Source organism: Streptomyces sp. JNUCC 64, assembly GCF_054484115.1.
In genome coordinates, this window is record NZ_CM137015.1 from 7071122 (window position 1) to 7095217 (window position 24096).

Sequence of the window (24096 nt, forward strand, 5' to 3'; positions counted from 1 at the left end):
TCCGTGCGCTCAGTCGAACTCGTTGACCAGGGCGAACAGCTCCTCGTCGGTGGCCGAGTCGAGGTCGCCGTCGCTGGTCCCGGACGTGCCGCCCGCGGCCTCCGCGATGTCGAGCAACTCCCGGAGCCTCGTGTTGACGAGGTCGTACGCGTCCGCGTCTGCGGCGGCGTCCCGGACCGCGGCCTTCAACCGGTCCAGCTCCGCCAGCAGGGGGTCGGCCGGTGACGCGTCCATGATGGCCAGCCGGGTGAGCAGATGACCGGCGAGGGCGGTCGGGTTCGGATGGTCGAAGACGAGGGTGGTGGGGAGGCGGAGGCCGGTGGTGTTGTTGAGCTGGTTGCGGAGTTCGACGGCGGTGAGGGAGTCGAAGCCGATCTCCTGGAAGGGCCGCTCGGGACTGACGGCGGCCGGGTCGGCGTGGCCCAGGACGGCGGCGACATGGCTGCGGACGAGGTCGACGAGGGTTCGCGCGCGTTCCGCCCCGGACAGCGGTCCCAGCCGTTCGGCCAAGGACGGCCCGCTGTCCGTCCCGGGATCGGCCGCCCTGTTCGCGCGCCGCTTCGGCGCGGGGACGAGTCCGCGCAGCAGCGGCGGGAGGCTGTCGTACTCCCGTCGCAGGACGGTGGTGTCGATGGGGGCGATGGCGAGGACGGGGTGGGGGGTGGTGAGGGCGAGGTCGAAGAGTTCGAGGGCCTGGTCCGTCTCCAGGGGGAGGAGTCCCAGGCGGGCGAGTCGGCGCAGGTCGTTGGTGTGGAGGTTGTTGGTGAGGGTGCTGGTTTGGTTCCAGAGTCCCCAGGCGAGGGAGTGGGCGGGGAGTCCGTTGGCGTGGCGGTGGTGGGCGAGGGCGTCGAGGTAGGTGTTGGCGGCGGCGTAGTTGGCTTGTCCGGCGTTGCCGATGTGTCCGGCGATGGATGAGTAGAGGATGAAGGCTTTGAGGTTGTGGTTTTTGGTGAGGTGGTGGAGGTTCCAGGCGGTGTCGGTTTTGGGTGGGAGGACGGTGTTGAGGTGGTGGGGGGTGAGTGTGGTGAGTGTGGTGTCGTTGAGGGTGCCCGCGGTGTGGATGATGGCGGTGAGGGGGTGTTGGGTGGGGATGTCGTGGATGGTTTTTTCGAGGTCGTGGTAGTTGGTGGTGTCGCAGGCGGTGATGGTGACGTGGGTGCCTGCTTGGGTGAGTTCTTGGTGGAGTTGGGTGGCTGTGGGTGTGTTGGGTCCGGTGCGGGAGAGGAGGAGGAGGTGTTTGGCGTGGTGGTGGTGGGTGAGGTGGCGTGCGAGTGCGGTGCCGAGGGTTCCGGTGGCGCCGGTGATGAGGATGGTGCCTTCGGTCCAGTCGATGCCGGGGAGGCGGTTCCCGGGTCCGTTGCCGGGCGCCAGCCCTGACGCATCGTCAGTTTCGGTCCTGTCCCCGGCTTCGGCCCCGTCCCTGCCCCCGGCCCCGGCCCCGGCTCCGGTCCCAGCCCCGGACTTGCTTCCGGCCCCGTCGCTGGCCCCGGTCCCAGCCCCGGACCTGCCCCTGGCCCCGTCCCTGGCCTTGTCCCCGGCTTCGGCTTCGGCTCGGGTTCCTGCCCCGGCCGGGTCTTCCGCCCCGGCTCCGGTTCCGGCTTCCGCTCCGGTTCCGGTCGTGGCTTCCGTATCGGCCTCGGGCTTCCCCGAGGTTCCGGGTGTGCCGCCGGTTTCGGTGCTGGTGAGGGGTGTGGGGGTGAGGGTGGGGGTGAGGAGTTGGTTGTTGCGTTGGGCTAGTTGGGGGTGGGGGGTGTGGTGTGCGGTGGTGGCGAGTTGGTGGATGTGGGTGGGTGTGGGGTGGGTGGTGGGGTCGAGGTCGAGGAGGGTGATGTGGTGGGGGTGTTCGGTTTGGGCGGTGCGGGTGAGTCCCCAGATGGTGGAGTGGGTGAGGTCGGTGATGTCTTCGTGGGGGTGGGTGGCGATGGCTCCCCGGGTGACCACGACCAGGGGGCCGGAGGCGGGGTCCGCCAGCCAGGTCTGGATGTGTTGGAGGGCGTCGGCGAGGGCTTCGTGGATGCCCGCGGGTGAGGAGTGGTCGCCGGGGGTGGTCAGGTCGAGTACGTGGAGGTCTCCGGTGTGATCGGTGTCGTGGTCCGGAGGCGGGGTGTCCGGGGTGGTGACGGGTGTCCAGGTGGTGTGGTGGAGGGGGTGGTGGTGGGTGGGTTGGTGGAGGTTGTGGGTGTTGAGGGGGCGGAGGTGGAGGGTGTTGATGGTGGTGGTGGGTTGTCCGGTGGGTGTGGTGGCGGTGAGGGTGGTTGTGGTGGGGGTGGTGTGGTGGAGGTGGATGCGGAGGGTGGTGGTGGGTGTGTTGTGGTGGGTGACTCCGGTGAAGGTGAAGGGGAGGGTGGGGGGTTGGTGGGGGTTGGTGATGCCGGGGAGGAGGGGGTGGAGTGCGGAGTCGAGGAGTGCGGGGTGGAGGAGGTAGTGGGGGGTGTGGGGGTGTTGGTCGGGGGGGAGGGTGATGTCGGCGTAGAGGTGGGTGTGGTCGTGGTTGTGCCAGAGGTGTTGGAGGTTTTGGAAGGTGGGTCCGTAGGTGTAGCCGTGTTGGGTGAGGTGTTCGTAGATGTGGTGGAGGGGGACTTCGGTGGTGTCGGGTGGGGGCCAGGTGCCGGTGGTGGGTTCGGGTGTGGGGGTGTGGTGGGGGGTGAGGGTGCCGGACGCGTTCAACACCCACGACCGACCCTCGTCGAACCCGGTGCCGTCCGTGCCGTCCGTGCCGTCCGTGCCGTCCGTGCCGTCCGTGCCGTCGGCCACGGGCCGCGAGTAGACCTCCACGCTCCGCCGTCCCGCCTCGTCCGCCGTCCCCACGATGAGCTGCGTCTGCGCGGCGGAACCGGTGGGCAGCACCAGGGGCGCGGACAGGGTCAGTTCCTCGACGGACCCCGTCCCGACCTGGTCACCGGCCCACATGGCCAGTTCGAGGAGGGCGGTGCCGGGGACGAGGACGGTGTCCGCGACGACGTGGTCGGCGAGCCAGGGGTGCGTCCGCGTCGACAGCCTGCTGGTGAACAGGTACGCGTCCCGGTCCGCCAACCGCACCGCCGCCCCCAGCAGCGGATGCCCGCTCGGCGCGAGCCCCAGCCCGTCCGCGTCGGCCGGGGCCTCGGGCGCGTCGAGCCAGTACCGCTGGTGCCTGAAGGCGTAGGTCGGCAGGGCGGTCGGGCGGGCGCCGGGGAACACCGCGTCCCAGTCGGGTGACGCCCCCCTGATCCGCAGCAGGGCCACGGCCTCCGCCACGGTCTCCGCCTCCGGCCTGCCGCGCCGCAGCGCCGGGGTGAGCACCCCGGCCTCCCCGGACAGCGAGGCGTGGGCGAGCGCGGTCAGGACCCCGTCGGGCCCGAGCTCCAGGAACTCGGTGACCCCCTCGGACTCCAGGTGCCGCACCCCGTCGGCGAAGCGCACGGCCTCACGGATGTGGTCGGCCCAGTAGTCGGGGGAGGTCAGTTGCGCGTCGGTGGCGAGGACGCCCGTCACGTTGGAGACCACCGGGATCCGCGGCGGACCGAGGGTCAGCTCCGAGACGATCTCGCGGAACTCGTCCAGCACCTCGTCCATGTGGGGGGAGTGGAACGCGTGGGAGACCGACAGCGCCTTGGTGCGCGTTCCGGCGGCCCGCCACCGTTCCGTCGCCTCGGCCACCGCGTCGGCGTCACCGGAGACGACCACCGCCCGTGGCCCGTTGACCCCGGCGACGGCGATCCGGTCGCCGTACGGCGCGAGCGCCTCGCGCACCTCGTCCTCACCGGCCGCTACGGCGGCCATCGCGCCGCCCTCCCGGGCCGCCTGCATCAGCCGGCCCCGCTCCGCGACCAGGACACAGGCGTCCTTCAGGGTGAGGACCCCGGCCGCGTGGGCCGCCGTGACCTCACCGACGGAGTGGCCGAGCAGCAGGTCGGGGACGATTCCGTAGTGCGCGAAGAGCCGGAACAGGGCCGTCTCCACGGCGAACAACGCGGCCTGGGTGAAGGCCGTCTGGTCGATCAGGGCGGCGTCGGCCGAGTACTCCGGGGCGAAGAGCACCGCCTTGAGCGGCCGGGGCAGTTCGGTGTCCAGATGGCGGCAGACCTCGTCGAAGGCGGCCGCGTAGACGGGGTCGCCCTCGTACAGTTCGCGCCCCATGCCCAACCGCTGGCTGCCCTGCCCGGTGAACAGGAACGCCGTCTTCCCGCCGCGTGCGGCCCGGACCCGGGTGACGCCCGGCCCGCTCTCTCCCCGGGCCAGGGCCGCCAGCCCGTCGGCCAGGGACTCGCGGTCGCCGACGACGACGGCCGCGTGGTCCAGGACGGCACGGCGGGTCGCGAGCGAATGGCCGAGGTCGGCCAGGCTCCCCGCACCCGCGTCGGTACCCGCGCCCGCGCCTGGACCCGTACGAGCACCCGCACCCGTGCCCGCGTCGGCACCGGAACCATCGGCGGCGTGACCCGCACCCCCGGTCCCGGTCCCTGTCCCCGCCCCCGTCTCGGTCTCGGTCTCCGAGTCCACACGGGTGACGTCGTCCCCCTGGAGAACGAGCCGCCGCAGGTTCTCCGCCTGGGCCCGCAGCGCCTCCTCGCTCCTCCCCGAGACGATCAAAGGGACCGGCGCCCCCGTCCGCGTCCCCGTCGAGGAGGCCGGTGTGGTGGGCGGTTGTTCGATGATGACGTGTGCGTTGGTGCCGCTGATGCCGAACGAGGAGACGGCGGCGCGTCGGGGGTGTCCCTTCCGACTGGTCCAGGGGCGGGCTTCGGTGAGGAGGTGGAGGTCGTCGGTCCAGTGGATGTGGGGTGAGGGCCGGGTGGCGTGGAGGGTCTTGGGCAGTACCCCGTGCCGCATCGCCTCGATCATCTTGATGACGCCGCCGACGCCTGCGGCGGCCTGGGCATGGCCGATGTTCGACTTCAGGGAGCCGAGATAGAGGGGTCGGCCCTCGGGCCGGTCCTGTCCGTACGTGGCGAGCAGGGCCTGGGCCTCGATCGGGTCGCCCAGCGCCGTCCCCGTGCCGTGGGCTTCGACGGCGTCGACGTCCGCTGTCGTGAGTCCGGCGTTGGTGAGGGCCTGGCGGATGACGCGTTCCTGGGAGGGGCCGTTGGGGGCGGTGAGTCCGTTGCTGGCGCCGTCCTGGTTGACGGCCGAGCCGCGGAGGACGGCGAGGACCTGGTGTCCGTTGCGTCGGGCGTCGGAGAGCCGTTCCACCAGCAGCAGGCCGACGCCCTCGCTCCACCCGGTGCCGCCCGCGTCGGCGGAGAACGAACGGCAGCGGCCGTCCTCGGCCAGTCCCCGCTGACGGGAGAACTCCACGAAGGTGTGGGGGCTGTTCATCACGGTGACGCCGCCGGCCAGGGCGAGGTCGCATTCGCCGGAGCGCAGGGCGTTCGCGGCCATGTGCATGGCGACCAGCGAGGACGAGCACGCCGTGTCCACCGTGACGGCCGGACCCTCCAGGCCGTACGTGTACGACAGCCGCCCGGACAGGACGCTGGACAGGTTGCCCGCGAGCAGGAACCCCTCGAACTCCTCCGGGGACGTCGCGAGCCGCGACGCGTAGTCGTCGTACATGGCGCCCGCGAACACCCCGGTGGCGCTGCCCCGGAGGGTCGCCGGGTCGATGCCCGCGTTCTCGAAGGTCTCCCAGGCGGTCTCCAGGAGCAGCCGCTGCTGCGGGTCCATCGCCGTCGCCTCGCGGGGGGAGAGTCCGAAGAATTCGGGGTCGAACTGGTCGGCGTCGTGGAGGAATCCTCCGTGGCGGGTGTAGGTGGTGCCGGTGTGGTCGGGGTCGGGGTGGTAGAGGTGTTCGAGGTTCCAGCCGCGGTTGGTGGGGAACTCGGTGATGGCGTCGGTGCCGTCGGCGACGAGGCGCCAGAGGTCGTCGGGGGAGGTGACGCCGCCGGGGTAGCGGCAGGCCATCCCCACGATCGCGATCGGCTCGTTCGGAGCGGCCGTGGGCCGCCGCCCGGTGACCGCCGGGGACGTCCGCTCCCGGTCGGCGCGGGAGAGCAGGTACGCGCTGAGCGCGGCGGGTGTCGGACGGTCGAAGACCGCCGTGGCGGGAAGCCGCAGACCGGTCGCCGTGGCCAGCCGGTTGCGCAGGTCCACCCCGGCCATCGAGTCGAAGCCCAGGTCGTTGAAGGTGCGTTCCGGGTCGACGGCCGAGGCGCCCGGGTGGCCGAGGACGCCCGCCACGGTCGATCGGACCAGGTCGAGGACGGCCGCCCCGCGCTTGTCGGCGGGCAGGGCGGCGGTCCGCCGCACCCAGTCGGACCCCGTACCGCCCGGCCCCGGGGCCGCCGCCCGGCGCGGCCGGGAGCGGACCAGACCCCGGTACAGCGGGGGCACGGGCCCCTCGCCCGAGCCGAGCGCGGCCGGGTCCAGATGGAGCGGGGCGATCAGCGGGGCGTCGGAGGCCAGCGCGGCGTCGAACAGGGCGAGACCGCGTTCGGGCGTCAGCGGGACCGTCCCCGCCCGTGCCCAGCGGGCCAGGTCGGCCGCGCCGAGCCGGGCGCCCATCCCGTGCGAGCCGTCCCACAGTCCCCAGGCGAGGGAGTGGGCGGGGAGCCCGTCGGCACGGCGGTGGTGGGCGAGGGCGTCGAGGTAGGTGTTGGCGGCGGCGTAACCGGCCTGTCCGGCGGTGCCGGTGAGCCCCGACACCGACGAGAACAGGACGAACGCGTCGAGGTCGAGCCCGGCGGTCAGCTCGTGGAGCAGTCCGGCCGCCACCGCCTTGGGCCGCAGCACGGCGTCGAGCCGTTCGTCGGTGAGCGAGGTGACGGTGACGTCGTCGAGGACGCCCGCGGTGTGCACCACGGCGGTCAGGGGGTGCGCGGCCGGGACGCCCGCGAGGAGCCCGGTCAGCGCCGCGCGGTCGGCGGCGTCGGCGGCCACGACGGTGACGTCGGCGCCGAGCCCGGTCAGCTCGGCCACCAGCGCCTCGGCGCCCGGTGCCCCGGGCCCCCGCCGACTGCTGAGCAGCAGGTGCCGGACCCCGTGCCGGGTCACCAGATGACGGGCGACCAGCGCCCCGAGACCGCCGGTTCCCCCGGTGACGAGGACGGTGCCGTCGGGGTCGAGGACGGTCCCGTCCGGGTCGTCGCCGTCACCGGTGCCCGCGCCCCGGCCGGCCGGGGCGGAGCGGGTGAGCCGGGGCACCCGGAGCCGCCCGTCGCGGACGGCCAGCTGCGGCTCCCCGGTGGCGAGGGCGGAGGCCAGCGTTCCGTCCCCGGAGCCGGTGGCGTCGAGGTCGATCAGGGTGACGCGGTCGGGGTGCTCGGACTGCGCCGCGCGGACCAGGCCCCACACCGGGGCGGCCGCGAGGTCCACGTCCTCGCCGGGGTCCACCGCCACGGCCCGCCGGGTGAGCAGGACGAGCCGGGCGTCTGTGAACCGTTCGTCGGCGAGCCAGCGCCGCAGCAGCCGCAGCGTCCGGTGGGCGGGCCCGTACGGCCCGTCGCCGTCCGCCGCCGTCCCCACCTCCACCAGGACGGTGCCCGCCCCGGTGACCGCCGCGAACGGATCCACCACCCCGTCGGACGAAGGCCCGTCGGGCGAAGGCCCGTCGGGCGCGGACCCCTCCCCGTCCGGCCCTGATCCGCCCCCGTCCGCCGCCCCCACGACTCCGGTCGCCCCGGTGCCCTCAGCAGCCCCGGTGTCCCCGAGGACGTCGAAGGACCCGGTCCCCCCGGCCTCCAGGGCGACCCACGACGGATCGGCGCCGGACGCCTCCGGCGGCACCGGAACCTCCGGCCACGCCACGGTGAACAGCGCCCCCGCGGACGCCCCCGAGAACGCCTCGGCGGTCCGCCCGGCCGCGCCGATCCGCTCCCGGTCGACCGCCCGCAGGGCGATGCCCTCGACCGTGGCGACCGGGGCGCCGGTGCCGTCGGCCAGGGCGAGGGACGCGGTGTCCCCGTCCACGGGGGTGAGCGCCACCCGAAGCCCGGTGGCCCCGTGGGCGTACACCTCCACCCCGCTCCAGCTGAACGGCAGCCGGATCGTGCCGGGCCCGGCCCCGCCCGGGTCCAGGACCAGCGGGTGCAGCACCGCGTCGAGGAGCGCCGGATGGACGCCGTAGCGCGTCGCGTCCTCGTGGGCCTCCGGCGCCAGGCCGACCTCGGCGAACACCTCGTCGCCGCGCCGCCACAGCGCCCGCAGCCCCCGGAAGGCGGGACCGTAGGAGTACCCGAGGGCGTCGAGGCGTTCGTACACGTCCTCCAGGGGTTCGGCCACCGCCCCCGGGGGAGGCCAGGACGCGAACGGTTCCGCGAGGTCCGGCGGCGCGTCGGCCCCCGGCGCCAGGGCGCCGCTCGCGTGCCGGGTCCACGGTGCCCCCGTGCCGTCCGCGCCGCCCGCGCCGTCCGGCCGGGAGTGGACGGTGAACGCCCGGTGTCCGGTGCCGTCCGGAGCGCCGAGCACCACCTGGAGCCGGACCGCGCCGCGCTCGGGCAGCGGCAGCGGGGCCTCCAGGGTCAGCTCCGCGACCCGGGGAGCGTCCCCGTGGCGGCCCGCCGCGGCGACGAGTTCCAGGAACGCGGTCGCGGGCGCCAGGACGGTGCCGCCGACCGTGTGGTCGGCCAGCCACGGATGGGTCGCCCGGGAGATCCGGCCGGTGAGGACGGTGCCGTCCCGGTCCGCCAGCTCCACCGCCGTGGTCAGCAGCGGATGCCCGGCGGCCTCCGGTCCCGGGGACGCGGCGTCGTGGCGCGGCCGCGCGGTCAGCCAGAAGCGCTCCCGCTGGAACGGGTACGTCGGCAGGTCGACGTGCCCCGCACCGGGGAAGAACGACGCGGTGTCCAACGGCGCCCCGTGCGCGTACGCCTCCGCGACGCCCGCCGCGAAGGAGGCGGCCTCGTCCCGTCCGGCGCGCAGCAGGGACACGGCCGTGACCGGGGCGTTCTCCAGGGTCTGCCGGGCCAAGGCGCCGAGCACCGCGTCCGGCCCCACCTCCACCAGGACGGTGACGCCCTGCCGGGCCAGCTCCCGGACCGCGTCCGCGAACCGCACGGTGGCGCGGATCTGCCCGGCCCAGTGGTCGGGGGACGCCAGCAGCCCGGCCGGCGCGGTGCCGCCGGTGACCGCGGAGACCACGGGGACCCGTGGCGCGTCGAACGTGACGTCCGCCGCGACCGCCCGGAACCCGTCCAGTACCTCGTCCATGTGCGGCGAGTGGAAGGCGTGGCTGACGGTGAGCCGGTGGACCCGCCGTCCCCGTTCCCGCCAGCCGTCGGCGACCCGGGTGACGACGTCCTCGTCGCCCGACACCACCACGGAGCGCGGGGAGTTGACCGCAGCGACGGACACCGCCCCCGCCAGCCCCGACAGCGACTCCAGCACCTCCTCCTCGGTGGCCTCGACGGCCACCATGGCCCCGCCCGCACGGGCGGACCACATCAGCCGTCCCCGGGCGGCGACCAGCCGGGCCGCGTCACCGAGCGAGAGCACCCCGGCGGCGTGCGCGGCCGACAGCTCCCCCACCGAGTGCCCGGCGACCACGTCGGGGGTCATCCCGTGGTGCTCCAACAGCCGGAACAGTGCCGTCTCGACGGCGAACAGGGCGGGCTGGGTGTACGTGGTCTCGTCGAGCAGAGCGGCGGCCGGGGTGCCCTCCCCGGCGGACACCACCTCGCGCAGCGGGGTGGGCAGCAGACCGTCGAAGGCGGCCAGCGCCTCGTCGAAGGCGGCCGCGAAGACGGGGTGCGCGGCGCGGAGACCGGCGCCCATCCGGACCCGCTGACTGCCCTGCCCGGTGAACAGGAAGGCGGTCCGGGCGGGCCCGTTCGCGGTGCCCCGCACCACGGCGGGCGACGGTGTTCCGGAGGCCAGCGCGGTCAGTCCGTCGGTCAGTCCGGCGCGGTCGGTGCCGAGGACCACGGCCCGCCGCTCGAAGGCGGCGCGGGTCGTCGCGAGCGAGTGACCGACGTCGGCCGGGTCCTCCCCGCCCGCGAGCCGTTCCCGCAGCCGCTCCGCCTGGGCCCGCAGCGCCGTCTCGTCCCGCGCCGACAGCGTCCACGGGAGCGGGGCCCCCGTCCCCCTCGTAGGCGTGGGAGCCGGTGGGGTGACGGGGGTGACGGGTGGTTGTTCGATGATGACGTGCGCGTTGGTGCCGCTGATGCCGAACGAGGAGACCGCCGCCCGGCGGGGGCGCCCCTCCCCGTCGGTCCAGGGGCGGGCCTCGGTGAGGAGGCGGAGGCCGTCGGTCCAGTGGATGTGGGGCGAGGGCTCGGCGGCGTGGAGGGTCCGGGGGAGGGTCTCGTGCCGTATCGCCTCGATCATCTTGATGACGCCGCCGACGCCCGCGGCGGCCTGTGCGTGACCGATGTTGGACTTGAGGGAGCCGAGGTAGAGGGGTCGGCCCTCGGGCCGGTCCTGTCCGTAGGTGGCGAGCAGGGCCTCCGCCTCGATGGGGTCGCCCAGCGCGGTCCCGGTGCCGTGGGCCTCGACGGCGTCGATGTCGGTGGTGGCCAGCCCGGCGTCGGCGAGGGCCTGGCGGATGACGCGTTCCTGGGAGGGACCGTTGGGGGCGGTCAGCCCGTTGCTGGCGCCGTCCTGGTTGATCGCCGAGCCACGGATCACGGCGAGGACCCGGTGTCCGTTGCGCTGGGCGTCCGACAGCCGCTCCACCAGCAGCAGTCCCACGCCCTCGGCCCACCCGGTGCCGTCCGCGTCGGCGGAGAACGGTTTGCAACGGCCGTCCGGGGCCAGCCCGCGCTGACGGGAGAACTCCACGAACATGCCCGGCGACGCCATCACCGCCGCGCCGCCCGCCAGAGCCATGGTGGTCTCGCCCGACCGCAGGGAACGGACCGCCAGGTGCAGCGCCACCAGGGACGACGAGCAGGCGGTGTCGGCGGTCACGGCGGGCCCGAGCAGCCCCAGCTGGTAGGCGACGCGCCCGGACATCACACTGGGCGCCGAGCCGGTCAGGACGTTCCCCCGCACCGACTCGGGGGCGTCGTCCATCCGGGGTCCGTACTCCAGGGGGCTGGCGCCCACGAAGACCCCGGTGCGGCTGCCGCGCAGAGCGTGCGGATCGATCCCGGCGCGCTCGACGGCCTCCCAGGCGGTCTCCAGCAGCAGCCGCTGCTGGGGGTCCATGGCGAGGGCCTCGCGCGGCGAGATGCCGAAGAACGCCGCGTCGAACCCGGCGGGATCGTCCAGGAAGCCGCCGTGCCGCACCGCGCTCCGGCCCGCCCGGTCCGGGTCCGGGTCGTACAGGTCCTCGTCCCAGCCCCGGTCGACGGGGAAGGGCCCCACCGCGTCGACGCCCTCGGCGACCAGCCGCCACAGGTCCTCCGGGGAGGCGACCCCGCCCGGGTAGCGGCAGGCCATGCCGATGACCGCGATGGGCTCGCCGTCGGCCGCCGGGACCGCCTCCTCCCCGGCGGTGGTGACCGTGCCGAGCAGTCCGGCGCCGACGAACAGGGCCAGCGCCCGGGGCGTGGGATGGTCGAAGAGCAGCCCCGCGGGCAGCCGGAGCCCGGTGGCCCGGGCGAGGGAGCCCCGCAGCTCCGTGGACATCAGGGAGCTGAACCCCAGCTCCCGGAACGGCACGCCCTCCGGGACGCGTTCACCGGGCGGGTACTCCAGCACCGCCCTGATGTGCCCGTCCACCAGGTCCTTGACGGCGGCGTCGCGCTCGGCTCCGGAGAGGGCCGCGAGACGGCGGCCCAGCTCCCCCCGTGGTCCGGCCCCCGACGCCCCCGCCGCCGACGGGACGGACGGGGAGCCGGGGCCGGGGGACGGCGGAAGGGCCGACGGCACGGACGTGCGGGGCGCGGACGCGTCGAACCAGTGGCGCCGCCGCTGGAAGGCGTAGGTGGGCAGTTCGGCGCGGGACGCGACCCCCGGCGCTCCGGCACCAGGGCCGTCACCCGCCCCGGTGTCCGGACCCAGTACGGTCGCCCAGTCGAGGTCCGCGCCCCGGACGAACGCCGTGGCGGCGGCGGTCAGCGCGGTCAGCGCCTCGGGACGGTCCGCCCTCAGCGCCGGTACGGCCACCACCGCGTCCGGGTCGGTGACCCCGGCCGAGGCCAGCGCGGACAGCACCCCGTCCGGCCCCAGCTCCAGGAAGGTGACGACGCCCGCGCCCTCCAGGGCGCGCACCGCGTCCAGGAAACGCACCGGACGGCGGACCTGCTCCACCCAGTGGTCCGCCGAGGCCAGCCGCCGTCCGGAGGCGGTCTCCCCGGAGGCCGTCTCCCCGGTGACCGTGGACACCACCGGGATCGACGGCACCCGGTAGTCGAGGCCCTCCGCGACCTCCCGGAACGCCGCCAGCATCGGCTCCACGCGCGGGGAGTGGAAGGCGTGGCTGACGGTCAGCCGCTTGGTGCGGCGCCCCACCGCGCGCAGCCGTTCCGCGACGTCGAGGACCGCGTCCTCGTCACCGGAGAGCACCACGGCCGAGGGACCGTTCACCGCGGCCAGCTCCACCCGTCCGGCCGGGCCGCCGAGGAACGGCAGCACCTCCGCCTCGCCCGCCTCCACCGCGACCATGGCACCGCCCCCGGGCAGTCCGCTCATCAGCCGCGCCCGGGCCGCCACCAGCCGCGCCGCGTCCGGCAGCGACAGCACCCCGGCGACGTGCGCGGCCGACAGCTCTCCGACCGAGTGACCGGCGAGGTAGTCCGGGCGCACCCCCCAGGACCACATCAGCCGGAACAGCGCCACCTCCACCGCGAACAGCGCGGGCTGCGTCCACTCGGTGCGGTCCAGCAGCGGCCCGCCCTCCGCGATCACCCCGGCCAGCGGCCGGTCCAGATGCGGGTCGAGCGCCGCCGCCACCTCGTCGAAGGCCGCGGCGAACACCGGGTGCGCCGCGTACAGTCCGCGCCCCATGCCGGTGCGCTGGGAGCCCTGGCCGGTGAACAGGACACCGAGCCGGCCCTCCCGGACGGTCCCGGTGACCAGCCCCGGCGCGGGCGCGTCCGCCGCCAGCGCCCGTGCCCCGGCGAGCAGCCCGTCGCGGTCCCCGGCGACCACCACGGCCCGGTGGTCGAAGAGGGTGCGCCGGGTGGCCAGGGCGCGGGCGGTCGCCACCGGGCCCTGCGCGGGACGGGCGTCGAGGAACTCCACCAGCCGCTCCGCCTGGGCGGCGAGCCCCCCGGGGGAACGCGCCGACACCACCCAGGGCACCGGCCCCGGCTCCCCGGTGGCGGCCCGCCCCGGCTCCCGCGCACCGTCCGCCCCACCGGCGGGCACCGGTTCCCGCACCCCCTCCGGTTCACCAGTGGCCCCACCCGTCCCCGCCGCCTCCCCGGCGCCGGGGGCCTCCGTCACCACCACATGGCAGTTGGTGCCCCCCATGCCGAAGGAGCTGACCCCGGCGACCAGCGGACCGGTCCCCTCCGGCCACCCGGTCAGTTCCCGCTGCACCGTCAGCCCCAGCTCGGCCAGCGGGATGCGCGGATGGGGCGTCACGAAGTTGAGGCTCGCGGGCAGCCGCCGGTGGTGGAGGCTGAGCAGCGTCTTGATCAGACCGGCGATCCCCGCCGCGCCCTCCAGATGCCCGATGTTCGTCTTCACCGACCCGACCCGCAGAGCGGCCTCCGGGGACCGTCCGGCGCCCAGCGCGGCTCCCAGCGCCCCCGCCTCCACCGGGTCGCCGACCGGGGTGCCGGTCCCGTGCAGCTCGACGTACCGCACCCGCTCCGGGGCGACGCCCGCCCGCGCGTACGCCTCCCGCAGCACCGCCCGCTGGGCGTCGCCGTTCGGCACGGTCAGCCCCTCGGACGCGCCGTCGTTGTTGACCGCGCTGCCGCGCAGCACCCCGTAGACCCGGTCCCCGTCGGCCACCGCCGAGGCCAGCGGCTTCAGCACGACGACCCCGCCGCCCTCTCCGGGGACGAAGCCGTTGGCGCGGGCGTCGAAGGCGTAGGTGACGCCGTCCGGCGACAGCGCGCCGAACCGGGACTCCGTCACCACGTTCTCCGCGAGGAGGTTGAGGTTGACGCCCGCGGCGATCGCGGTCTCCGACTCGCCCCGGCGCAGGCTCTCGCACGCCAGGTGGACGGCCACCAGCGAGGACGACTGGGCGGCGTCGACGGTCAGGCTGGGGCCCCGCAGCCCCAGGTGGTAGGAGACCCGGTTGGCGATGACGCCGCGGTTCACCCCGGTCATCGTGTGCGGGGTGATGGCCTCCGTGCCGTGCAGGTACACCAGGTTGGCGTAGTCGTCGCGCAGGGTGCCGACGAAGACCGAGGTGCGGGTGCCGCGCAGGGCGGCCGGGACGACGCCCGCGTCCTCCAGGGCCTCCCAGGCCAGCTCCAGGACCAGTCGCTGCTGGGGGTCCATGGCCGCCGCCTCGCGCGGCGAGACGCCGAAGAACGCCGCGTCGAAGTCCCCGACCGCCGTCAGGAAGCCGCCCCGCTCGACGGGCCAGGCGCCGTTCCCGTCCCGCCGGTCCCCGGGCACCTCCCCGACCGCGCTCGCCCCCTCGGCCAGCAGCTTCCAGAAGGCCGCGGGCCCGGACGCCCCCGGGAACCGGCACGCCATGCCGATGACGGCGATCGGTTCGTTCCGCGCTCCGGAGCCACCGGATGCCCTGGTGTCCTGCTCGGTCGTCTTCACGTCGGACTGCCCTTCCCTGCTGCGTCGTCACATGCGGAGGCGTCGTTCGGAAATGGAATTCGACGGTACAGCGGGCCCGTCTCGCGATCTCCCAACGCACGATCATGCGGCGGTAATCAACCGGGCTCGGCCACCGTTCCGTTCCGCATTACCCCGTGATGGGTACACGGTGTCCGGAGCCGGATAGTTTCCTCGACGTAAACGACGATTCCACGCAGCGGAACCGGAGGATACTTCCATGGGCAAGACGACGAACGGACACGAACTCCCGGCCGACATCGAGGAACACCTCGAACGCTATGTCGCCGCGTTCAACGCGAACGACGCCGACGCGGTGAACGCCCTCTACACCGAGGAGGCCGTGGCGGTCTGGGAACAGGGAAAGCCGCTCACCGGACAGGCGCGTCGCGATTCCGTCCGGGAGTTCTTCGAGAAGAGCCGTCCCGACATCTCGGCCGAGGTCCGCGAGGCGTACGTGACGGGTGACACCGCGCTCGTCGTGGTCGACTGGACCATGCGGGTCGACGACGAGGCGGGCGGCCGGGAGCGGCTGGTCGGAGTCGGCCTGGACGTGCTGCGGCGCCCGGCGGACGGCGGCTGGCTCTACGCCATCGACGACCCGTTCGGCGAGGAACCCCCCGCTGCCGCCTGAGGCTCATCCCCGCGCGCCGTACGGCGGGTGGCCGCGCGACTCCGGTGCTCCCGGGTCCGCGACCACCCGCCGTACGCGTGCGCCCCGCGCCGCAGGCGCCGTGGCGCGGCCGGCGGCGGCCCGTCCGCCGTACGCGTGCGCCCCCGCCGGGGCGGGGGCGCACGTCCGGGGAGGCCGGGCCCGCGCGGGGTCCGGCGCTCCGGTCAGGCCGCGGGGTCGGCCACCGGCCGGTCCACGGCCATCAGCCACCGGCCGTCCTCGCCCCGGCGGATCACATCCGTGCAGGAGCCCTTGACGGGCACCAGCTCACCGTTCTCGTCCGGCACGCCCAGCTCGAAGTCCACCACGATCAGGGTGACGTCACCGGCCGTGTAGGAGTGCTTGACCGTCGACTTCAGGGTGGGCCCCTTCGCCAGCAGCTCGACGATGGCCCGGGTCCGGTCCGGCCCGGTCCGCGGCCGACCGGACAGGTTGGAGACGGCGTCGGCGCGGTAGAGCCGGTCGAAGGCGTGGCCGTCGCCGGAGTTGAACACCTTCAGGAACACCTCGTTCTGGACGTCCGGGTCGTCCGTCAGTTCCAGGTTGTACAGATCGGTGGCAGCGGTCATGCGGCCTGCTCCTCTTCTGTGTGTCGTCCACTGGGTGTCGCTCGGGGCGCCCGCGGACGGCGTCGGCCGCGGGCTCCTCCAGTGCAGCACCGGACGGGGAGCCGCCCGGTAATCGTCCGGTCAGACGTCCCCGCCCGCCGTGCCGAACCGCCCGTCGAAGAACAGCAGCCCCCGGCCGTCGTCCCCGCGTCGGCTGGCGAGCACCGTCCCGACGAAGATGGTGTGGTCGAAGGAGACGTGCGCCGCGTCCAGTTCGCACTCCAGCCAGGCCAGCGCGCCGGTCAGCAGCGGGGCCCCGGTGCGCTCCCCGGCGAACCAGTCGCCCCGGGCGAACTGGGCGGCCCCCAGCTCCCGCTTCTTGTCGGCGAAGTGACGGGCCAGCGGCTCCTGACCGGCGCTGAGGACCGAGACGCCGAACCGGCGGACCGTCGTCAGCGCCTGGTGCATGACCGCGCTGTGGGCCACCGAGCACAGCACGCTGGGCGGGCTCAGCGAGACGGAGCTGAAGGCGTTGGCGGTCATGGCGTGCGGTGGCTCGCCGCCCACCGTGAGCACCACGACACCGGTGGCGAACCGGGACATCACCTCGCGCAGCGGAGCGGGCGAACCCTGGTCGTGACGGGGCGGACAGGGGCTCGTGGGGTCGGCTGCGGCGGATACGGGGATCATGTCACCCTCTTTGGAATCGACCTTCGGATTCGATCTCTGTATTCGATCTCCGGAATCGACGACGGGGGAACGGTCCCGGCGCCCGGCGGCCCTCCGGCGGATCCGCTATCGTGTCGAAAAGCTATCGAGAGCCACTTTCCGGGGATTCATCCGCGAGTAACCGCCGGTTCCGCCCCGGGATTTCCCGGACGATGACCGCGCCATGTGCGACCGCTTCCGGAAGGCGGCGAGCATGGGCGCCATGAATTCCCCAGCCGAGCACCGCGAAGAACCCCAGCTGGCCGAACCCCATCTGCGGGCGGTACTCGCCTCCGCGGGCCTGGACGCCGAATACGTCAGGGCCGAGGCGAACACGCTCTACCTGCGCGGCGAGGACGGCGGGGAGATCCCCGTGACCGACTTCGCGGGCGGCTACGGCTCACTGCTGCTGGGCCACAACCCACCCGGGATCACCGCCTACGCCAAACGTCTGCTCGACGACCGGGTACCGGTGCACGCGCAGTTCTCGGTGCACCCGGAGGCCAACCGGCTCGCGCTCGCCCTGAACCGCGTCCTCCAGCGGGAGCTGGGGGAGGACGAGCCGTTTCTGGCGATCTTCGCCAACTCCGGCGCGGAGGCGGTCGAGGCGGCCCTCAAGCACGCCGAACTCGACCGGGTGCGGCGGCTCGACACCCGGCTGGAGCGGGTGGCCGCCGGTCTCCCGGAGGTCCGCGCCGCCGTCGCCGAGGGCCGGGCGGCCCTCCCCGGGGACATCTGGGAACGGGTCGGAGCGCCCGCCCCGCGCCCGGACGGGGACGGAGCGGCCCTGGAGGAACTCATCGGGTTCCTGACCCGCCGCAACGCGGAACGGGCCGCGCTGCCTCCCGTCTTCCTCGCCCCGGAGGGCTCCTTCCACGGCAAGCTGGTGGGCAGCGTCCAGCTCACCCACAACGAGGGCTACCGGGCCCCGTTCCGGGCGCTCGCCGCCCGCGCCCGGTTCGTCCCCGTGGACCGCCCCGGCGTCCTGCGGGAGATCGTCGAGGAGGAACGGACGCCCCTCACCGGTCTGACCGTCGAGGACGGCCGGGTGGTGCCGTTCGAGGTCGACGCGCCCCGGATCGGCGCGTTCGTCCTCGAACCCCTCCAGGGCGAGGGCGGCATCCGGGAACTGCCCCGGGAGTTCGCCGAGGAGGTCCAGCGCGAGTGCGCCGCGATCGACTGCCCGGTCGTCGTCGACGAGATCCAGAGCGGTCTGGGCCGCACCGGCTCGTTCCTCGCCAGCACCGCGCTCGGTCTGCGCGGCGACTACTACACCCTGGGCAAGGGCCTGGGCGGCGGCATCGCCAAGACGTCCGTCCTGCTGGTCCGGGCCTCCCGCTACCAGGAGCGGTTCGAGCTGATCCACAGCTCCACCTTCGCGAAGGACGCCTTCTCCACCCTGATCGCGCTGCGGGTGGTGGAGATCCTCGAAGCCGACGGCGGCCGGGTCTACCGGCGGGCGGCCGAACGCGGCGGACGGCTCAAGGACGTGCTGAGCGCCGTCCACAAGGACCACCCCGAGGTCGTCAAGGACGTGCGGGGCCGGGGCCTGATGCTCGGTCTGGAGTTCCACGACCAGTCGGACGCGCCCGCCGGGCCCGTCCGGGAGGCCGCCCGCGCGGGGCTGTTCGGCTACCTGGTCGCCGGACACCTCCTGCGCGGCCACCGCGTCCGCACCTTCCCGACGGCGAGCGCCGTCAACACCCTCCGCTTCGAACCGTCGGTCCTGCTGACGGACGGCGAGATCGCCGCCCTGGACACGGCCCTGCGGGACGTCTGCGACATCGTCCGGGGCGGGTACCGGCGGCCACTGGACCTGCCGGTGTGACCGGCCGGGCCCCCGGCGCCGCGCGGGCGCGCGGCGCCGGGGGCCCGTCGCCCCGCCGGGCCGGACCTCCGGCCGGGCGGGGCCGACGGTCAGAACAGCAGCCGGTAGGTGTTCCAGCCGGTGCCCCCGGCGAGCCGCTCCCGCTTCTTGAACGGCCACAGGGCGTGGCCGGTGCCCTTGTGCAGCCAGAGCGTCCCGGCCCGGTCCCGTGCCAGCAGGTCGCTGGTGCCGTCCTGGTCGAGGTCGCCGATCGACGTCAGATGGTTGTAGCGGTTCCAGCCCAGCCCGACGGGCACCCGCCGGGCGAACGGCTTCTCCAGCTCGCCGGTGCCCTTGTGCAGCCACAGCACCCCGGCCCGGTCCCGTGCGACGACGTCCGGCACCCGGTCCCCGGTCAGATCGCCCAGTCCGGCGATCTGGTCGTAGCGGTTCCAGCCGGGGCCGACCCGGACACCGGGCCGCAGGGTGGCGTCCCGCCGCGCGGAGAACACCCACAGCGCGCCCGACCGGTCCCGGGCGATCAGTTCGGCCTCCGGCGAGCCGCCGAGGTCACCGGGCGACAGCAGCTGGTCGTACTGGTCCCACCCGCCGTCGAGCGGCCGTTCACCGGCCTCCGTCACGTAGAAGAGCGTTCCGTCGGCCCGCACCCCGTAGGCACCCTCGGTGAGGCCGTCGCGGTCGTGGTCGATGTGGGTGGCCACCCGATGGGTCCGCCACCCGCCGAGCACGTACTCGCGGGGACCGAGGTCGCCCCGGCCGTCGGGCCAGAACACGAACACGTCGCCCGCCCCGTCGACCGTCGTCAGCGGGAACCGGGGCGCGTGCGGCGGTATCGGCGCGGGTGTCGTCTCCCCGGTGGCCGCCGACGCCTGGGGCGCCGTCAGGGAGGCGGTCAGGGCGGCCGCCGCGAGCGTCACGGCGGCGAGCCCGCGGGCGCGGGCGCGGCGGCGGGGGGTGGGGGGGTGGGCCACGTCGTCACTCCAGTGTCGGATGGAAGCGCGGCACCGGGCCCGGCACCACGCGCCCCTCCTGGATAACAACTCGCAGTAACCACCAAGTAACCTCCCGGGCAGCCCGGGAGCAGCCCCCGGTCGACCGGGCGTCACCGGGCGCACGGGTCCGTCGGCACCCCGGCCGGTGAAGGCTCAAGCGGGACGCAGGGACGCAGGGACGCAGGACGCCGGGGCCACGGGAACAGGGGCCCGGAAGGCGCCGGAGGGGACGCGGGGGAGCGCGGGCGGCGCGCGGCGGACGACGCGAAGGCCCCCGGCGCGCGGTGACGTGCCGGGGGCCTTCGTACCGGGGGGCCGGGACCGCCCGGACGGCCCGGCCCCGGTACACCGGACCGGGCCGTCGGGACGGCTACGCGTCGTACAGGTCGGCCTTGCGCGGCGAGGGGTCCTGCACCGCGCCGGACAGGAACGACGAACGCGCCCCGAACTTGTCGGTGTCGACGCCGTTCTCGGCGAGCACCTTCAGCGCCGCCGAGTGCACCACCCGCAGCACCGGGGTGGCCGCCCGCAGCGCGTCGTCCGCCATGAACCGGTGCCGCCAGGGCTGCGAGGCCCACGCGTGCCGCAGTCCGAACGGCTCCGGCAGCGACAGCTTGCCGCCGAGCCAGTCCAGCAGCGGCGGGTACCAGGTGAGCGGCGCCCGCGCGGCGAGCCGCACCACCTCGTCGGAGTCGATCAGGGGCAGCGTCACCGTCCTGGTCTCCCAGAACCGGACCGCCTTGGAGACGGACTTGGTCTTCGGCGAGGAGCCGGTGGTGAACAGCCCGTGCACCGGACCCAGCGCGTGTCCCGTCACCTCGATGCGCAGCGTCTCGTGGAGCACCGTGACGGTGATCATCATGGTGATCACCAACTGGCCGTCCCACAGGACGAACTGGACGCCCAGGTAGTGCCGGTCCCCGCTGCCGAACTGCTGCTCGTTGCAGATGCGCTGTATCTCGTGCGGCTTCACCTGGTACGCGTCCACGTCCGAACCGCTCGGCCGGGAGACGCCCTTGGCGCCCTCCCCGACCGGCGTCACGATCCAGTGGCGTATCGAGGGGGTGGGGAAGCCGCCGGTGTGCAGCGGGCCGCGGGTGAGCATCCGCAGCTGGTCGTGGATGGCGCGGATGACGTCCCAGCTGCGGAACGGGTTGATGTCCTTGCCGGGCTCCCGGGACACCAGCTCCTCGGCGAGCTGCCAGCTGCCCCAGCGGGTGCCCATGCCCAGGATGCCCTTGGGGCCCGCGTAGAAGACCGAGTTGGACTGCTGCTCGGCGCCGAGCCGGGCCAGCCCCTGGCGCAGCGCCTCGGCGGCGCCCTGCCCCGGATGGGTGGGCACCGACTCGGGGACCTTCGCCGCCACCCCGCCGCCCGACAGCAACCCGTCCCAACGGGACCGCAGATCGTGCGCGGTCCGCTCGCAGATGCGCTTGGCCCACACCCAGCCGATGACCGGGGCGACGATGGCCGCCCGCGCGTACCAGGGCCAGAAGCCGGTGAACGGCAGCCGCAGCAGCAGGAGCACCGCGAACAGCCCCACCACGATCAGCAGGGCGGTGCTCAGGGTCGAAGCCCGTTTGTCACTGGCGCTGTTGGCCCACTTGCGCAACTGGAACACCAGCAGCCAGCCCACCAGCCCCGGCAGGAACACCAGCCCGCACAGCACCATCAGCGCGGTGAGCCAGCTGTCCCGGTGCTTGCGGATCCGGCTGGCCGCCAGGGCGTGTTCCACGACGGTCTGCGGATCGATCCCGAAGGACTGGATCAGCGGCGCCCGGCCCCCGCCGAGCATCCGGACCTGGATCGCCCGGGAGAACGCCTCGCCGAGGTTCGGGGTGAACAGGGTCGCCCAGGGGCGTCCGCCGCCGACGCCCGACTGGTACCAGTCGTTGTCCGCCTGCTTGATGTCCTCCAGCGGGCCGTCCCGGTAGGCCGCCGAGGCGAGCGCCGTGGTGGCCGCGGTCTGACCCGACGCGCCCGAGAGCGGAACCTGAGCCCCCGGAGTGAAATCGAAACCGTCCGCCACAGCGGAACCCCCTCCTTGCCGCGTTTCGCTCCTGCGGCCCTTCCCGACTTGCCTACCCCGCACACCTGTTGACCAGGCCGACGACCGGAACGAGTCGTCCGGTCCGTCGTGGCGCCCACCGGGTGCGCGCACCGCGACATGACCAGGACTCAGCGTATCGGCAGCCGCCGACATCCGTCAGTGGACGGGGAAAGCGGGCCCGCCGGGGCGGTGGCGACGACCGGCGACGCCCCTGGAGGAGACACCGCGCCGGGCCCCCGGACCCCGGCGGCGACGGGCCGGCCCTGGTGACGACGGCCCCGGCTCCCGCCGACCGGCCCCGGCCCCGCTACCGGGCTCCGGCCCGCCGCCCCGACGCCGACGGCGGTCCTGACCCCGGGGCGCGCCCGGCCCCGGACCCCCGGCCCCGGACCCCCGGCCCCGGCCCCGGACCCGGACCCCTGGCCTCAGACCGCCGGACCCCCGGCCCCGGAGTGCGACCCGGCCCCGGACTCCAGGTGCCACACTCTCCGGCACCGATCCGCCGCGCGGCCCCGCCCCCGCCCCTAGCGCCGCCCGCCGCCCACCCGCTCGACAGCGTTCCGGGGCACCGGCTCGTGCCGCGCGTATGCCCGGCTGAACCGCGCGGTTCCGTGCGCCAGCACCCGCAGCTCCACCGCGTACCGCTCGATCTCCCGCTCCGGCACCTCGGCCCGCACCAGGGTGCGGCCCCCGGGCTCCCGCTCGGTGCCCGTCACCCGTCCCCGACGCCCCGTCAGATCGCCCAGCACCGGGCCCACGTAGTCGTCCCCGACCAGCACCCGCACCTCGGCGACCGGCTCCAGCAGCCGGACCGGGGCGTGCCCGGCCGCCTCCCGCAGGGCGAGCGCCCCGGCCGTCTGGAACGCGGCGTCCGAGGAGTCCACCGCGTGCGCCTTCCCGTCCCGCAGGGTGATCCGCACGTCCGTCAGCGGACGGCCGTCCACCACGCCCTTCGCCGCCTGGGCGCGGACCCCCTTCTCCACCGAGGCGACGAACTGCCGGGGCACCGAGCCCCCGACGGTCCCGTCCACGAACTCGATCCCCGAACCCCCGGGCAGCGGCTCCACCTCGATCGCGCAGACCGCGAACTGACCGTGCCCGCCCGACTGCTTGACGTGCCGCCCGAGCCCCTCCGCGCGGCCCGCGAAGGTCTCCCGCAGCGCCACCTCGTGGGGCACCACGTCCACCCGCGCCCCGTACCGGTCGCGCAGCCGCTCCAGCACCACCTCGGCGTGCGCCTCCCCGACGCACCACAGCACCAGCTGACCGGTGGCCCCGTCGTGTTCCGTCCGCACCGCCGGATCCTCGGCGGCCAGCCGGGCCAGGCCCGAGGAGAGCCGCTCCCCGTCCGCCCCGCCGTGCGCCCGCACCGCCACCGGCAGCAACGCCTCCGGCGGCTCCCAGGGGGCCACCACCAGCGGGTCGCCGGGCGCGGACAGCGTGTCACCGGTCTCCGCGTCGTCCAGCCGGGACACGCACGCCAGGTCCCCGGCCACGCAGTACGGGAGGGCGAGCCGCCGCTCCCCGAACGGCGAGGTCAGCCCGCCGGTGCGGACATCGGCGTCATGGGCGTCCCGCTCCCGCCCGGCGAGCCCGCGCCCCGACAGGTGCACCACCTGGTCCGGCCGCAGCGTCCCGGAGAACACCCGCACCAGCGAGACCCGGCCCGCGTACCGGTCGGACCCGGTGCTCACCACCTCCGCCACCAGCGGGCCGTCCGGATCGCAGCCGAGGTCCGCGCGGGCCCGTCCGGACGGGGTGGCCACGGCGGGCGCCGGACGCTCCGGCGGGGCCGGCAGCCCGGCGGTCACCAGGTCCAGCAGTTCCACCGTGCCGAGCCCCTGCCGGGCGCCCGACGCGGCGGGCGCCGCCGCCAGCACCGGGTGGAGGGCCCCGCTCGCCACGGCCCGCTCCAGATCGCCCAGCAGCGCGTCCGCCCCGAGGTCCGCGCCGTCGAGGTACCGCTCCATGAGGTCCTCGTCCTCGCTCCCGGAGATGACCGCCTCGATCAGCGCCTCCCTGGCCCCACGGGCGGCGGCGGCCGCGGCGGGGTCCGGCGCCGACTCCACCCGGGTCCCCGGGGCGTAGTCGGCCAGCCGTCCCGACAGCAGGTCCAGCAGCCCGGTCACCGGGGCGTGCCCGTCCGGGCCGGGCGCGCCCCGCACCGGCGACTGGAGGGGCACCACCGCGTCCGGGTCGTCACCGCCGAAGACCTCCGCGCACAGCCGCGCCGTCTCCTCGAAGCCGCCGCGCGCCGATTCCAGATGGGTGACCACGAGGGCCCGGGGCACCCCGGCGGCCTCGCACTCCTCCCACAGCGACCGGGTCGCCCCGGCCGTCACCTCGGGGTTCTGGGCCGCCGACACCACGAAGAGGGCCGCGTCGGCGGCCCGCAGCCCGGCCCGCAGCTCACCCGCGAAATCCGCGTGACCGGGGGTGTCCAGCAGGTTCACCTTGTGGCCGCGCCAGGCCACCGGCACCAGCGACAGCCGCACCGAGCGGTGCTGGCGCCGTTCGATCCCGTCGTGGTCGGAGACGGTGTCGCCGTCCTCGACCCGGCCCGCCCGGGGCACCGCCCCCGTGGTCAGCGCCAGCGCCTCCACCAGGGTCGTCTTGCCCGCTCCGCTGTGTCCGACGAACGCCACGTTCCGCACCGACGCGGGGGAGTCGGCGGTCACCGCCCCCTCGGCGGCCCCGGGGCGTCCGCCCGTCCTGTCACCCATGACCTGCCTCCCGGCGCA

At 74.9% G+C, this 24096-nt stretch carries 8 protein-coding genes; 2 read left to right on the forward strand and 6 right to left on the reverse strand.

Annotated elements, in window-relative coordinates:
* Positions 1–9: 9 nt before the first annotated feature.
* Positions 10–14463, reverse strand: a complete 14454-nt coding sequence (locus ACVWNX_RS29185) for a type I polyketide synthase (protein WP_454414985.1) — start codon at positions 14461–14463, stop codon at positions 10–12.
* 313 nt (positions 14464–14776) lie between these two features.
* Here ACVWNX_RS29185 and ACVWNX_RS29190 point away from each other — a divergent pair, with 313 nt between their 5' ends.
* Positions 14777–15190, forward strand: coding sequence for a YybH family protein (locus ACVWNX_RS29190; RefSeq protein WP_454411173.1), 414 nt, complete (start codon positions 14777–14779; stop codon positions 15188–15190).
* 203 nt (positions 15191–15393) lie between these two features.
* Here ACVWNX_RS29190 and ACVWNX_RS29195 read toward each other — a convergent pair whose 3' ends face one another.
* Both ACVWNX_RS29195 and ACVWNX_RS29200 read right to left on the reverse strand, forming a co-directional pair.
* Positions 15394–15798, reverse strand: a complete 405-nt coding sequence (locus tag ACVWNX_RS29195) for a YybH family protein (protein WP_454411174.1) — start codon at positions 15796–15798, stop codon at positions 15394–15396.
* A 120-nt stretch (positions 15799–15918) separates the two neighbouring features.
* Positions 15919–16467, reverse strand: coding sequence for a flavin reductase family protein (locus ACVWNX_RS29200; protein WP_454411175.1), 549 nt, complete (start codon positions 16465–16467; stop codon positions 15919–15921).
* 241 nt (positions 16468–16708) lie between these two features.
* On the opposite strand from ACVWNX_RS29200, the gene ACVWNX_RS29205 reads away from it, so the two are divergent.
* The gene (locus ACVWNX_RS29205; protein WP_454411176.1) at positions 16709–18313 is read left to right on the forward strand and encodes an aspartate aminotransferase family protein; all 1605 of its coding nucleotides are present in this window, start codon (positions 16709–16711) and stop codon (positions 18311–18313) included.
* 89 nt (positions 18314–18402) lie between these two features.
* Here ACVWNX_RS29205 and ACVWNX_RS29210 read toward each other — a convergent pair whose 3' ends face one another.
* From ACVWNX_RS29210 to ACVWNX_RS29220, 3 genes are all read right to left on the reverse strand, one after another.
* The gene (locus ACVWNX_RS29210) at positions 18403–19284 is read right to left on the reverse strand and encodes an FG-GAP repeat domain-containing protein (RefSeq protein ID WP_454411177.1); all 882 of its coding nucleotides are present in this window, start codon (positions 19282–19284) and stop codon (positions 18403–18405) included.
* A 391-nt stretch (positions 19285–19675) separates the two neighbouring features.
* On the reverse strand, positions 19676–21334 hold the full coding sequence (locus tag ACVWNX_RS29215; RefSeq protein ID WP_454411178.1) for a hypothetical protein: 1659 nt from the start codon (positions 21332–21334) through the stop codon (positions 19676–19678).
* A gap of 545 nt (positions 21335–21879) precedes the next feature.
* On the reverse strand, positions 21880–24078 hold the full coding sequence (locus tag ACVWNX_RS29220; protein WP_454411179.1) for an elongation factor G-like protein EF-G2: 2199 nt from the start codon (positions 24076–24078) through the stop codon (positions 21880–21882).
* Between the last annotated feature and the right edge of the window lie 18 nt (positions 24079–24096).

Bases quoted from the DNA above. Each gene is read 5' to 3' on its own strand.
- ACVWNX_RS29200 (WP_454411175.1), bottom strand. From the start codon at position 16,467: ATGATCCCCGTATCCGCCGCAGCCGACCCCACGAGCCCCTGTCCGCCC.
- ACVWNX_RS29220 (WP_454411179.1), bottom strand. From the start codon at position 24,078: ATGGGTGACAGGACGGGCGGACGCCCCGGGGCCGCCGAGGGGGCGGTG.
- ACVWNX_RS29190 (WP_454411173.1), top strand. From the start codon at position 14,777: ATGGGCAAGACGACGAACGGACACGAACTCCCGGCCGACATCGAGGAA.
- ACVWNX_RS29205 (WP_454411176.1), top strand. From the start codon at position 16,709: ATGAATTCCCCAGCCGAGCACCGCGAAGAACCCCAGCTGGCCGAACCC.
- ACVWNX_RS29195 (WP_454411174.1), bottom strand. From the start codon at position 15,798: ATGACCGCTGCCACCGATCTGTACAACCTGGAACTGACGGACGACCCG.
- ACVWNX_RS29185 (WP_454414985.1), bottom strand. From the start codon at position 14,463: ATGGCGTGCCGGTTCCCGGGGGCGTCCGGGCCCGCGGCCTTCTGGAAG.